This is a genomic window from Paracoccus shanxieyensis, from assembly GCF_009711265.1.
GTDB classification, from domain to species: Bacteria; Pseudomonadota; Alphaproteobacteria; order Rhodobacterales; family Rhodobacteraceae; genus Paracoccus; species Paracoccus shanxieyensis.
This window is the reverse complement of sequence record NZ_WMII01000044.1, coordinates 1-12,732: the sequence shown is the minus strand read 5'-3', so window position 1 is coordinate 12,732 and position 12,732 is coordinate 1. Positions and strand designations below refer to the sequence as shown.

10 protein-coding genes, 2 pseudogenes and 1 other annotated feature are annotated in these 12,732 nt (G+C 66.5%); of the genes and pseudogenes, 8 read left to right on the top strand and 4 right to left on the bottom strand.

Annotated elements, in window-relative coordinates:
- Positions 1-130 precede the first annotated feature (130 nt).
- Positions 131-1,855, top strand: coding sequence for a S8 family peptidase (locus GL284_RS20615; protein WP_155046289.1), 1,725 nt, complete (start codon positions 131-133; stop codon positions 1,853-1,855).
- A gap of 456 nt (positions 1,856-2,311) precedes the next feature.
- Here GL284_RS20615 and GL284_RS20610 read toward each other — a convergent pair whose 3' ends face one another.
- Both GL284_RS20610 and GL284_RS20605 read right to left on the bottom strand, forming a co-directional pair.
- On the bottom strand, positions 2,312-2,626 hold the full coding sequence (locus GL284_RS20610; RefSeq protein ID WP_155046288.1) for a hypothetical protein: 315 nt from the start codon (positions 2,624-2,626) through the stop codon (positions 2,312-2,314).
- On the bottom strand, positions 2,626-3,315 hold the full coding sequence (locus GL284_RS20605) for an SOS response-associated peptidase (protein ID WP_341870524.1): 690 nt from the start codon (positions 3,313-3,315) through the stop codon (positions 2,626-2,628). Before GL284_RS20605 ends, GL284_RS20610 begins: the two co-directional genes overlap by 1 nt.
- A gap of 110 nt (positions 3,316-3,425) precedes the next feature.
- Here GL284_RS20605 and GL284_RS20600 point away from each other — a divergent pair, with 110 nt between their 5' ends.
- From GL284_RS20600 to arsH, 7 genes are all read left to right on the top strand, one after another.
- Positions 3,426-4,181, top strand: coding sequence for an ImuA family protein (locus GL284_RS20600; protein WP_155046287.1), 756 nt, complete (start codon positions 3,426-3,428; stop codon positions 4,179-4,181).
- Positions 4,102-5,583 (top strand): Y-family DNA polymerase, encoded by a 1,482-nt coding sequence (locus GL284_RS20595; protein ID WP_155046286.1) that lies wholly within the window; start codon positions 4,102-4,104, stop codon positions 5,581-5,583. Before GL284_RS20600 ends, GL284_RS20595 begins: the two co-directional genes overlap by 80 nt.
- On the top strand, positions 5,580-8,780 hold the full coding sequence (locus tag GL284_RS20590; protein ID WP_155046285.1) for an error-prone DNA polymerase: 3,201 nt from the start codon (positions 5,580-5,582) through the stop codon (positions 8,778-8,780). Before GL284_RS20595 ends, GL284_RS20590 begins: the two co-directional genes overlap by 4 nt.
- A gap of 248 nt (positions 8,781-9,028) precedes the next feature.
- Complete coding sequence (locus GL284_RS20585) at positions 9,029-9,388, top strand: ArsR/SmtB family transcription factor (protein ID WP_099650596.1); 360 nt, start codon at positions 9,029-9,031, stop codon at positions 9,386-9,388.
- A gap of 3 nt (positions 9,389-9,391) precedes the next feature.
- The gene (gene arsC / locus GL284_RS20580; RefSeq protein ID WP_150350673.1) at positions 9,392-9,817 is read left to right on the top strand and encodes an arsenate reductase (glutaredoxin); all 426 of its coding nucleotides are present in this window, start codon (positions 9,392-9,394) and stop codon (positions 9,815-9,817) included.
- A 15-nt stretch (positions 9,818-9,832) separates the two neighbouring features.
- Entirely contained in the window at positions 9,833-10,909 is a 1,077-nt protein-coding gene (gene arsB, locus GL284_RS20575) for an ACR3 family arsenite efflux transporter (protein ID WP_120444897.1), read from the top strand.
- On the top strand, positions 10,906-11,613 hold the full coding sequence (arsH, locus tag GL284_RS20570) for an arsenical resistance protein ArsH (RefSeq protein WP_120444895.1): 708 nt from the start codon (positions 10,906-10,908) through the stop codon (positions 11,611-11,613). Before arsB ends, arsH begins: the two co-directional genes overlap by 4 nt.
- A 76-nt stretch (positions 11,614-11,689) precedes the next feature.
- On the opposite strand, the pseudogene GL284_RS20565 reads toward arsH, so the two are convergent.
- A pseudogene (locus tag GL284_RS20565) lies at positions 11,690-12,613 on the bottom strand (IS3 family transposase); the annotation flags it as partial.
- Positions 12,521-12,638 (bottom strand) — a sequence feature (AL1L pseudoknot). (Overlaps the previous pseudogene by 93 nt.)
- Positions 12,628-12,732: pseudogene (locus GL284_RS21725) on the bottom strand (IS110 family transposase); the annotation flags it as partial. Its footprint overlaps the feature before it by 11 nt.

Here is a 12,732-nt window from a genome sequence, read left to right as displayed (position 1 = left end):
ATACATCAACGGCTTCTATAACCCGCGCCGTCGGCACTCAGCATTGGGAGGCAAAAGCCCCTTGGCCTTTGAACGCCACGTGGCCTAAACGAGCACTCGGAGCGGCACAAATACGCGACAGGTCCACGTGATGCGCGTGGAAGCGACGGGGTGTGGGCTCCGGCCCCTACTCGGCGTACCCGAGATCGCGATCATCGACCTACCCCCGGAGCCGGATCTCGCAGCCCAGCCAATGGTGGCCTTGGACGCGGGCGGGGTCCCGCCCGTACTCGATCCGACGGAGGATGCGCCGGTCATCGGCGTCCTCGACAGCGGCGTGAATGATCATCCCCTACTGAACGGGCTTGTGGTCGCTCGTCACCTCGGCGAGGGCATCGTAGACGATGCCGATGTTTGGGGACACGGCACTTCCGTCGCAGGAACGGCGCTCTTCGGTGATCTGCGTGATGCGATTCCGGCGGGTGCCTTGGAACCGGTCGGACGGCTGGCCGTGGCTAAGGTCGTGGGCGATAATGGCCGGTTCCCGGAACGACGCACTGTGCCCCGTGTGATGGATACGGCAATCCGCACCCTACATGCGGACACAGGCTGTAGGTTGTTCGTACTGTCTCTTGGCGATACGAACGCCAACCTTCCACAGGGTCGGGTTGGCCCTTGGGCCGCGACCCTCGACGCGCTCGCTCGCGAGCTGGACGTGCTAGTCGTCGTTTCAGTTGGCAATCGGGGGCGGCCGAGACCATTCATGTCAGCTACGTCAGAGGAACTGGTGACCGTATACCCCACCTACCTGCTCGAGCCCGAAAATCGGCTGGCCGAGCCCGCAGGCGCGGCGAACGTCATGACGGTCGGTGCGGTGGCGGGAGGAACTGGCCTCGACGCACGGCATGCGCACGACGCAAATGTGCGGCCAATTACGCAGGAGTGGGGCGAGCCTTCGCCTTTTACACGGGTCGGACCTGGGGCGGGCGGCGTGCGGAAGCCCGACGTCGTCGACCTTGGCGGGACGGCAGTCTTTGACGTGCCTTCCATCAGCTTGGCTGGCGCGCCGCATCTGCCCGCAGCGGGGGTGATCACGCTGAATCATCGCTACACCGAGCAGTACCTTACTGCCGCCGGGGGCACGTCCTTCGCCGCGCCGCTGTTGATCCACAAAGCTGCGCGTCTACTACGCCGTATGCCCAATGCGTCCGCCAACCTCTTACGAGCGCTCCTCGTGGGCGCGGCGCGCTCGCCGGATGCGTTCGAACGACGGTTGGGCGCAATGACAGCTGCTGAACGCGTCAGGATCGGAGGTAACGGGGTCGTCGATCCTATCCGTGCCGCCTATTCGGATGACCATCGGGTTGTCCTCTACGCTGAAGACGCCTTGGAGATGGATCAATTCGCAGTTTATCGCCTGCCTATCCCACCCGAGTTTCGAACGGGCGGAGACCGTACAATCCGGGTCTCGCTTGCCTACGATCCGCCCGTCCGCCGCACCCGGAATGACTACCTCGGAACAAAGATGGATTTTCGCCTCCTGCGGGGCATCGACGAGGCAGAGCTCTTTGAGCACTTCCGCGATAGGGACAAGTCGTTGGAGGGGGCAGCACCAGCCGTGCCAGAGAGGTTTAAGTGCAAGCTCCAACCTGGGTCGGATGAACGGGCGAGCAACACGCTTCAGACGGCCTCTATCACGTTCAAGCGCGACACGGGGGATTACGGCGAGGTCTACTACCTAGTCGTTCGGTGCCTATCCCATTGGGCGGTGGACCAAGTTCTCGATCAGCGGTTCGCAGTTGTTGTGGAACTCGAGCATCAACCGGGGATCAGGATTTATAACCGTATTCGTGAGCGCGTGCAGGTACGAACTTAGTTTGGGCAAGGACGCTTTTCCGGTGCTGGAACAACTGTCCAGTATATTCGGGTAGGCTGGAAAATCCTGCATAGCGTAGCAAAATTTTGCACCGTCCGTACTAAGGTGCCCGTCCTACCGGACAGAGCCATATGGCGCCACCAGTGGCCGGTTCGGGGAAGCCGCGCCGCGGCGATGAACTAACTGGCGAATGTCCGCTATGGGCCGAGCTTGCCTTCCGACCTTGAATTATGTTCGACCAGCGTGGGCGTCTTCGACCTGCAAGATATGCCCCCTTCGCGCACGGCATGAATGATCGCCTGGAGCTTCGCGTCGCCCTCCCACCCTGACGGCCTGCCACGATGGCCACCGTCTCCTGCCCATTGTTGCCAGTCGCATGGGTTATCAAGGTCTGTTGGCGGCCCCGCCCGGCGAAGGACGATCCATGCGTCATGCACTGCTTGGCGGCATGGAAGGTCACCCGCCGACGGATGCAAACCAATCGGCATAGGCTGTGTTCCTGGCCATCTTGCGGTTCAGGTCCGGCGCGCCGTCTGTCCACCAGACCGGGCCGCGCTCGCCCAAGGCCTGTTTGGCGGCATCGACGGCGTGGTGAGCCCTGTCCTCGGCATCCGGATCGGCCGCCGCCCGGGCCGCCTTCACCGCGCGGCGGGCGTCCATCAGCGCTTCCGTCAGCCGCTGCCGCTCAGGCTCGGGAAGGCTCGGGTTCGTCGCCCGCCAGAGCCGCCCGCGCACGACAATATAGCGCCCGTCCGGGGTGACGAGCGGCATCAGTCCAGCTCGATCAGCTGATCGTCGTCGAGCGGTCGCTGCAGATGGCGGGCCTCAGGCCAGTCCGCGCTCAGCCACGTCTCGATCTCCGAGGCCTGCGTCAGGATCACCGGCATGGCCTTGGGATGGATCCGCCCGACCACGGCGTTGGGCTCGCAGGTCAGAAAGGCGAAGAGCTGGTGGTCCCCGGTCCGGGGCGTCCTCGTTGAGCCCCGCGTGCCCTGCCAATCCGTCCAGATCCCGGCAAGGAAGAACAGCGGCCGCGTCCGGTCCCGCGCAAACCAGTGCAGCGGCTTGCGCTTTGTCACCGGATCGGGCCTGGCCCCATATTCCGAGAAGGCGGTGGCGGGCACCACGCAGCGATGATCGACACCCAGCCAGCGCCGCCAGTGCGGGCTGGCGGTGTTGCGGATGTTCGTGACCCCCGTATCCGGCGCATCCGGCGCCTTCAGGAACTGCGGCGGCGTGGGCATCCCCCAGGTCAGGCGCGCCAGATCGCGACCGCTGCCGGTATTGCGCACCACCGGGGCGAGGCGGTCGGGATAGACATCCAGCGACGGCTCAAGGTTGCCGAGGCTGTCGGACATGGCCCCGGTGATGTCGCGGATCGCCTGCTGGTTCGTGGTCAGGTTATACAGGTTGCAGATGGGGCGGCCTCCTTCACAGGAATTTTCGCACCATGCTGGCACAGCCAGGCAAGGATCACAAAGGCCATGCGACGGATTGACATGCGGGGTTTATGGAACGAATGGTGAACATGTAACCCAGAGTCCCCTTCAGACAGGAGCCCGACACTGCCATGTCCGCGCCCCGATCCGATCCGGCTCTCGTGGCGCTGCGGCAGCGGATCGCAGCGATCGAGGGCGAGCACGGCCCGCCGCGGGCGGCGCTGCCGTTCGGCCTGGCCGAACTTGACCGACGCTTGCCCAGGGGCGGGCTGGCGCTTGGCTGTCTGCACGAAGTTGCGGGCGGCGGAAACGGCGCCGTCGATGGCGCCGCGGCGGCCTGTTTTGCCGCCGGGATCGCGGCGCGCCTGCCGGGGCAGGTGCTCTGGTGCGTGACGCAGGCCGACCTGTTCGCCCCGGGGCTGGAACAGGCAGGCCTGCCGCCCGGCCGCGTGATCCATGTCGAGGCGGGCGACGACACCGCCGTTCTCGCCTGCATGGAGGAAGGGCTGCGCCATGGCAGCCTGGCCGCCGTGGTGGCGGATGTGGCGCGGCTGTCGATGACCGCCTCGCGCCGCCTGCATCTGGCCGCCAAGACCTCGGGCACCACCGGCATCGCCCTGCGCCGCTGGCGCAGGCAGCTTGATGCCAGCGACTTCGGCCAGCCGACGGCGGCGATGACGCGCTGGCGGGTCTCGGTGCTGCCCTCCTCGCCGCTGCCGGCGCCGGGGGTGGGTCGGGCGCGCTGGCTGGTGGAGCTCTTGCGCGCGCGGGCGGGGGATTCCTTCGATCTGGAACTGGAGGCATGCGATGGCACGGGTCATCTCGGTCTTCCTGCCGCTGTGGCCGGTGGATCGGCTGCGGCGGCAGGACGGCACGCCTTCGGATAGGCCGCCGGACAGGCCACTGGTCCTCGCGGGGCGCGTCGGCAATCGCCGCGTGCTCACGGTCGTGGATGCCGCGGCGGCGGGCCTGGGCCTCAAACCGGGCATGCCGGTCAGCAAGGCGCAGGCCCTGGTGCCCGACCTGCGGGTCGAACCCGCGGACGTGGCGGCGGATCTGGCGAGCCTCGAGCGGCTGGCGTTCTGGATCCTGCAGCGCATCGCGCCCATCGTCGCGGTCGATCCGCCGGACGGGATCGTCATCGACGCGAGTGGCGCCGCCCATCTGCATGGCGGCGAGGAGGCGCTGCTCGCGGCGCTGACCGGTCGGCTCGCGCTGTCGGGGGTGACGGCGCGGGCGGCGGTGGCCGACACATGGGGCGCCGCGCATGCCTTGGCGCGGTTCGACGGCACGCTGGCGGACATGCCACCCGAGGCGCTGCGCCTGCCCGCGGCCACCGTGGCCGGGCTGCGCGACATGGGCTTTGGCCGCATCGGCGATCTCATGGCCCAGCCCCGCGCGCCGCTGACCCGCCGCTTTGGCCCCGAGCTGATCCGCCGCATCGACCAGATGTTCGGCGATGCCCCCGAACCCATCGACGCCCTGCGCCCCGAGGGCCTGATCGAGGCCCGCCGCGCCTTTGCCGAGCCCATCGCCGCGCCCGAGACCATCGCCCGCTACATCGCCAAGCTGGTCGCCGCGCTCTGCGACGCGCTGGAGGCGCGGGGCATGGGCGCCCGCCGCCTGGACCTGATCTGCCACCGCGTCGACCGCGAGTTGCAAACCCTCCGCGTGGGCCTGGCCGTGCCGCAGCGCGATCCCGCCCGTCTGACCCGGCTTCTGTGCGACAAGATCCCCGGCATCGCCCCCGGCTTCGGGATCGAGATCATGACCCTGGCCGCGACCGTCACCGAGCCCCTGGGCGCGCGACAGATCAGCACCCTCGCGCCCGAAGCGCCGGACCTTTCCGGCCTGATCGACATCCTGGCAAACCGCGTCGGGTCCCACGCCATCTACCGCATCGCCCCGGTCGAAAGCGACGTGCCCGAACGATCCACCCGCCGCATCCCCGCGCTGACCGAGGACAGCGGCGCGGGCTGGCCCGACCACTGGCCGCGTCCGTCGCGCCTGCTGCCGCGCCCCGATCCCATCGAGGCGATGGCGCTGCTGCCCGACCAGCCCCCCGTCTGGATCGCCTGGCGCGGGGTGCGCCGCCGCATTTCCCGTGCCGACGGCCCCGAGCGCATCTTTGGCGAATGGTGGACGCGCGAGGCCGAGCGCATCGCCGTGCGCGACTATTTCCGCGTCGAGGACGAGGCCGGCGAACGCCTGTGGATCTTTCGCGCGGGCGACGGCGAGGACGCTGCCACCGGCTCGCATCGCTGGTTCCTGCACGGGGTCTTCGGATGAGATATGCCGAGCTTCAGGTCACCTCGGACTTCTCCTTCCTGCGGGGTGCCTCCTCGGCCGAGCACCTCTTCGCCACGGCGGCGGCCCTGGGCATCGAGGCGCTTGGCGTGGCGGACCGCAATTCGGTCGCGGGCCTCGTGCGCGCCTGGGAGGCGGCCAAGGCCACCGGCGTCCGGCTGGTCGCGGGCTGCCGTCTGGATCTGACCTGCGGCATGTCGGTGCTGGTCTATCCGACCGACAAGCCGGCCTGGTCGCGGCTCTGCCGTCTGCTGACGCTCGGCAAGTCGCGTGCCGGCAAGGCGGCGTGCCATCTGCACTGGTCGGACCTGGCCGAGCATGCCGAAGGGCTGATCGCCATCCTGATCCCCGACCGGGCCGACGACACCTGCGCCCTGCGCCTGCGCCGCCTGCGCGAGCTGTTCGGCGGCCGCGCCTATCTCGCCCTGACGCTGCGCCGCCGTCCGAACGACCAGCTGCGCCTGCACGAGCTTGCCACGCTTGCCGCCCGGGCCGGCGTGCCGACCGTCGTCACCAATGACGTCCTCTTCCACGAGCCCTCGCGCCGCATCCTTCAGGACGTGGTGACGGCGATCCGCCACAATTGCACCGTCGAGGCGCTTGGCCATCGCCGCGAGCGTCATGCCGACCGCTATCTGAAGCCGCCGCAGGAAATGGCGCGCCTCTTCGCCCGCTATCCCGAGGCGCTGGCCCGCAGCATCGAGATCATGGACCGCTGCCGCTTCGACCTCGCGGACCTGCGCTATCAATACCCCGAGGAACGCGAGGATCCCGCCCTGACCGCGCAGGAGACGCTGGCCCGCCTGACCTGGGCGGGCGCCGCGGCGCGCTATCCCGAAGGCATCCCGCCCGAGGTGACACAGGCGCTGAACCATGAGCTGACCCTGATCGGCCGGCTGGACTATGCGCCCTATTTCCTGACCGTGCACAGCATCGTCCGTTACGCCTGGTCGCAGAACATCCTGTGCCAGGGGCGCGGATCGGCGGCGAACTCTGCGGTCTGCTATGTCCTTGGCATCACCGCCATCGACCCCAGCCGCAACGACCTGCTGTTCGAGCGCTTCGTCAGCGAGGAACGCCGTGAGCCGCCCGACATCGACGTGGATTTCGAACACGAGCGCCGCGAGGAGGTGATCCAGTGGATCTACCGCACCTATGGCCGCGACCGTGCCGCGCTGACCGCCACCGTCATCCGCTACCGCGCCAAGGGCGCGCTACGCGATGTCGGCAAGGCCATGGGCCTGCCCGAGGACCTGATCACGGCGCTCTCGTCGCTGATCTGGGCCTGGTCCGACGAGGGCGTCACCGACGCGCAACTGGCCGAGCTGAACCTGAACCCCGCCGACCGCCGCCTGCGCCTGACTGTCGATCTCGCCCGGCAGCTGATGGGCGCGCCGCGCCACCTGTCCCAGCATCCCGGCGGCTTCGTGCTGACCCAGGACCGGCTGGATGATCTGGTGCCGATCGAACCCGCCGCGATGGAGGATCGCCAGATCATCGAATGGGACAAGGACGACATCGACGCGCTTAAGTTCATGAAGGTCGACATCCTGGCCCTCGGCATGCTGACCTGCATGGCCAAGGGCCTGGCGCTGGTGGCACGGCACAAGGGCGCGCAGCATGACCTTGCCACCATCCCCGCCGAGGATCCGCGCACCTATGCGATGATCCGCAAGGCCGACACGCTCGGCACCTTCCAGATCGAGAGCCGCGCCCAGATGGCGATGCTCCCGCGCCTCAAGCCCCGCACCTATTACGATCTGGTCATTCAGGTCGCGATCGTGCGCCCCGGCCCGATCCAGGGCGACATGGTGCATCCCTACCTGCGCCGCCGCGCCGGGCTCGAGTCGGTCGAATACCCGAAGCCCGAGCTGGAAAGGGTGCTGGGCAAGACGCTGGGCGTGCCGCTGTTCCAGGAACAGGCGATGCGCGTCGCCATCGAATGCGCGGGCTTTACCCCGGGCGAGGCCGACATGCTCAGGAAGTCGATGGCGACGTTCAAGTTCACCGGCGGCGTCAGCGCCTTCCGCGACAAGCTGATCGCGGGCATGGAGGCGCGCGGCTACCCACGCGACTTCGCCGAGCGGACCTTCAGGCAGCTTGAGGGCTTCGGCTCATACGGCTTTCCCGAAAGCCACGCGGCCAGCTTTGCGCTGGTCGCCTATGCCTCCGCCTGGCTCAAGTGCTGGCACCCCGATGCCTTCTGCGCGGCGCTGCTGAACAGCCAGCCGATGGGCTTTTACGCCCCCGCCCAGATCGTGCGCGATGCCCAGGACCACGGGGTCGAGGTGCGGCCGGTCTGCGTCAATGCGTCGGATTGGGACTGCACGCTCGAGCCCGTGGACAGCCGCTTCGCGGTCCGGCTGGGCCTGCGCATGGTCAAGGGGCTGGCCGAGGCCCATGCCGCGCAGATCGCCCGTGCCGCCCCGTTCACCTCGGTCGAGGATCTCTGGCGCCGCGCCCGTGTGCCCTTGGCTGCCCTGACCCGCATCGCCGAGGCCGACGGATTCCACGCCTTCGGCCTGTCGCGGCGCCAGGCCGTCTGGGCCATCAAGGGCCTGCCCGACACCGACCTGCCGCTCTTCGCCGCGCTCGAGGGCAACGAGCCTGCCGTCCCGCTGCGCCCGATGACCGCCGGCCGCGAGGTGGTCGAGGATTACAGCCGCACCGGTCTGTCCCTGCGCCGGCATCCGGTGGCCTTCCTGCGCGGCGATCTGACGCGGCGCCGCATCCTCGGCTGCGCCGAGGCCATGGCCCTGCCAAACCGCCGCTGGGCCGAAGTCGCGGGGCTGGTGCTGGTGCGCCAGCGCCCCGGCTCGGCCAAGGGCACCATGTTCATCACCCTCGAAGACGAGACCGGCATCGCCAACCTCGTGGTCTGGCCGAAGGTCTTCGAAGCCAACCGCCGCATCATCCTCGCCGCCAGCATGATCGCCGCGCACGGGATGATCCAGCGCGAGGGCGAGGTGGTGCATTTTGTCATCCACCGCCTCGCCGATCTCTCGGACACCCTCGCCAGCGTCGGAAGCCGCGGCGCCTTTCCGCTGCCGCACGGACGGGGCGACGAGTTCCACAACGCCAGCCCCATCCCGGATGCCCGGCATCCCAAACCCCGCGACATGTTCATCCGAGACCTGCACCTCGACACGATCCCGGTCAGGACGCGGGATTTCCGGTGAGGCGAAAGGGGCTTGGTGACGTCGACGAGGATGACTCGCAGGCCCTACCCATGAGCCGCAAGGCCGTCGGACATCTCCATGCTGGCGGCCAGTCAAGCCCCTGCCCAAGCCGCAGGATGATGGGGCGTCTGTGATGCGGGACAAAGCTGCCCTTCGCTGCGGTGCGGCATCAACGAACTCTCCTGAAGCTCCTTGACCAAAGCTGATAATTGGCTCAATATTTCATCATTCATTGAGGAGTTGATTCGATGAACGAGCCTCAAGCTCTGGCCGCCTTTGCGGCCATGTCTCAGGAGACGCGGCTGCGCGTGGTGCGGCTGCTGGTGCAGGCGGGACCGGAAGGCATGGCCGCAGGGGCTATCGGGGAAGCTCTCGGCGGCGCGACCACCTCGCGGCTCTCGTTCCACCTGACCCATCTCGAACATGCCGGATTGATCCAGTCCCGGCGCGAGGGGCGCTACATCATCTACAGCGCCGTCTATTCCGCCTTGGCCGGTCTGGTCGGCTTTCTCTTGAAGGATTGCTGCCAAGGCCACCCCGAGATCTGCGCACCTGCCGTTGCGGCGCTGTCCTGTGCCTGCGACACCAGTCTGACCGAAAGCGCCTGACCGATGGATGTCGTCATCTACCACAACCCGGACTGTGGCACCTCGCGCAATACGCTGGCGATGATCCGCAACGCCGGTATCGAGCCGCATGTCATCGAATATCTAAAGTGCCCGCCCTCGCGCACCATGCTGGAGCACCTGATCACCCGGATGGGGATCACGCCGCAAGTGCTGCTCCGCGAGAAGGGCACGCCCTATGCCAAACTTGGCCTGGGCGATCCGTCCCTGTCCAATGAGGCGCTGCTCGATGCGATGATGGCGCATCCCATCCTGATCAACCGACCCATCGTGGTCAGCCCGAAAGGGGTGCGGCTTTGCCGCCCCTCGGAACAGGTGCTGGATCTGCTTCCGCCGCAGAAAGCCGCCTTTAGCAAGGAAGACGGCGAACAGGTCGTGGATGCCCAAGGCAACCGCACCCGCAGCGCCTGATCAAGGGACATTGCCATGACCGCCAACCGCCCGGCCACCCGGCTTTCCTTTCTCGACCGATACCTGACGCTCTGGATCTTCACGGCCATGGCCTTGGGCATTGCGCTCGGAACGATCTTCACCGGCCTGCCGGATGCCCTGCATGGGATGGCGGTCGGATCGACCAACATTCCGATCGCCATCGGCCTGATCCTGATGATGTATCCGCCGCTCGCCAAGGTCCGCTACGAGGAACTGCACCAGGTCTTTGCCGACAAGCGCGTCCTGGTGCTGTCGCTGGTCCAGAACTGGATTATCGGCCCGATCCTGATGTTCGTCCTGGCCGTGATGTTCCTGCGCGATCAGCCGGAATACATGACCGGACTGATCCTGATCGGCTTGGCCCGCTGCATCGCCATGGTGCTGGTCTGGAACCAGCTGGCGCGGGGCGACAACCAGTATGTCGCCGGGCTGGTGGCCTTCAACTCGATCTTCCAGATCCTGTTCTTCTCCACCTATGCCTGGCTGTTCCTGACCGTGCTACCGCCGCTCTTCGGCCTGGAAGGCAGCGTCATCGATGTGAGCTTCTGGACCGTGACCGAGGCCGTGCTGATCTATCTCGGCCTGCCCTTTCTCGCGGGTTTTATGACCCGGCGCATCCTGATCGCCCGGAAAGGAGCAGACTGGTATCAGAAGGTCTTCCTGCCCAGGATCAGCCCGATCACCCTGGCAGCCCTGTTGTTCACCATCGTGGCGATGTTCAGCCTCAAGGGTGGGGACGTGGTGCGCCTGCCGCTGGATGCGGCGCGGATCGCCGTTCCGCTGGTGCTGTATTTCGCCATCCAGTTCCTGGTCAGCTTCGCCATGGGCCGGCTGATCGCCCGTGATTATCCCCGCACCACGGCTATCGCCTTTACCGCCGCCGGCAACAATTTCGAACTGGCGATTGCCGTCGCCATCGCGGCCTACGGCCTAGCTTCCCCGGTCGCGTTCGCGGCCGTAATCGGGCCGCTGGTCGAGGTGCCGGTTCTGATCCTGCTGGTCAACGTCGCCCTGTGGCTTGGCGGTCGCTGGTTTCCCGACGATGTGATGCTGAAGGAGGCCCGCGCATGATCCCCGACTTGCCAAACCTGTCGCCCGGTGCGGTCCACCAGCCGGACCTGCCCTCGGTTCCGCGCGCAACCCATCCGCCGCGCATCCTGCTGCTCTATGGCTCGCTGCGGGAACGCTCCTATAGCCGCTTTGCCACGCTTGAGGCCGAACGCCTGCTGCGCCACTTCGGCTGCGAGACCCGCGTCTTCCATGCCAACGGCCTGCCGCTTCCCGACGATGCCGAGGCATCGCACCCGAAGGTGCAGGAACTGCGCGAGGCGTGCCTGTGGTCCGAGGGCCAGGTCTGGACCAGTCCCGAGCGGCACGGCGCCATGACCGGCGTGATGAAATCCCAGATCGACTGGATCCCGCTCTCGATGGGGGCGATCCGGCCGACACAGGGGCGCACGCTGGCACTGATGCAGGTGTCGGGCGGCTCGCAAAGTTTCAACGCCGTGAACCAGATGCGTGTCCTCGGCCGCTGGATGCGTATGATCACGGTCCCGAACCAGTCCTCGGTCGCCAAGGCTTATGACGAGTTCGATGAAGCTGGCCGGATGCGCCCGTCGAGCTATTACGACCGCATCGTTGACGTAATGGAAGAGCTGGTGAAGTTCACGCTGCTGACCCGCGACCTCTCCGGCTTCCTGACCGACCGCTACAGCGAACGGAAGGAAACGGCGGCAAAACTGGAAGCCCGAGTGAGCTTGAAAGCCGCCACCTGATGAGCGCCACCCGCCGCTGGCCGGTCGTCTCAAACTGAACCGCCCCGGGTTTACCGGAGAGTTTCTGGTTCAATGATTAGGCTGCTTTTGCGGCGGCGTTCAAGCTTGTGTAGAATTCCTCCTCTGCTTCGTTCGGTGTGACGTAACCGATGGCGCTGTGCAGGCGCGTCTTGTTATACCAGTCGACCCACTTCAGGGTTTCCCACTCGACTTGACCCACGGATTTCCAAGGGCCGAGGAACTTGATGACCTCGGTCTTGAACAGGCCGATGATGCTTTCAGCCAGAGCGTTGTCATAGGAATCACCGACGCTGCCGACCGAGGTGTCGATGCCCGCCTCGGCCAGCCGCTCGGTATATCGGATCGAGAGATATTGGCTGCCCCGGTCGCTGTGATGGATCAGCTTGTCAGCCTCGGACGGCGCGCGCTGGCAGATGGCCTGATTCAGAGCGTCGAGGACGAAACCGGTGGTCATCGAAGTCGAGACGCGCCAGCCGACGATCTTGCGGGCGAAGACGTCGATCACGAAGGCCACATAAACCATGCCCTGCCAACTTGAGACGTAGGTGAAATCGCTGACCCACAGCTGGTTCGGCATGTCTGCCACGAAGACCCGGTTCACCTTGTCGTCCGGACAGGGTTGGGCCGCATCGGGGTTGGTCGTGACGACCTTCTTGCCGCGCACAACGCCTTGCAACCCCATGACCTTCATCAGCCGCTCCACTGTGCAACGGGCGATGTCGCACCCTTCGCGGCGCAACTGGTGCCAAACCTTACGCGCGCCATATCGGCCTCTGCTGCCGTCGAATATCTGCTTGATGGCAGTCATGTCCTTCTGGTCCTGCCTGGCCCGATCCGATGCCAGGGTGGGATCACGCTCCACAGCCTTGAAACTGTAGAACGTCGATGGTGCGATCCCCAGAACCCGGCAGATCGGCCCGACACCAAAGACGCCACGGTGATCGTCGAGAAACGCGATCATTTGCGGAACGGGCGGTCGAGTATCCGTCTTGGTCAAGGGCGTTCAGGCAGCCAATCTCGCCTCTCGCGAAGCAAAGTGTTCGCAAGGATGATGATGCGCCGCATGATAGCGGTAATGGCCACTTTCTTCGCCTTGCC

Excerpts from the sequence above, each read along its gene's own strand:
- GL284_RS20585 (WP_099650596.1), top strand. The coding sequence starts at position 9,029 with ATGAACGAGCCTCAAGCTCTGGCCGCCTTTGCGGCCATGTCTCAGGAG.
- GL284_RS20590 (WP_155046285.1), top strand. The coding sequence starts at position 5,580 with ATGAGATATGCCGAGCTTCAGGTCACCTCGGACTTCTCCTTCCTGCGG.
- arsC (WP_150350673.1), top strand. The coding sequence starts at position 9,392 with ATGGATGTCGTCATCTACCACAACCCGGACTGTGGCACCTCGCGCAAT.
- arsH (WP_120444895.1), top strand. The coding sequence starts at position 10,906 with ATGATCCCCGACTTGCCAAACCTGTCGCCCGGTGCGGTCCACCAGCCG.
- GL284_RS20600 (WP_155046287.1), top strand. The coding sequence starts at position 3,426 with ATGTCCGCGCCCCGATCCGATCCGGCTCTCGTGGCGCTGCGGCAGCGG.
- arsB (WP_120444897.1), top strand. The coding sequence starts at position 9,833 with ATGACCGCCAACCGCCCGGCCACCCGGCTTTCCTTTCTCGACCGATAC.
- GL284_RS20595 (WP_155046286.1), top strand. The coding sequence starts at position 4,102 with ATGGCACGGGTCATCTCGGTCTTCCTGCCGCTGTGGCCGGTGGATCGG.
- GL284_RS20610 (WP_155046288.1), bottom strand. The coding sequence starts at position 2,626 with ATGCCGCTCGTCACCCCGGACGGGCGCTATATTGTCGTGCGCGGGCGG.
- GL284_RS20615 (WP_155046289.1), top strand. The coding sequence starts at position 131 with ATGCGCGTGGAAGCGACGGGGTGTGGGCTCCGGCCCCTACTCGGCGTA.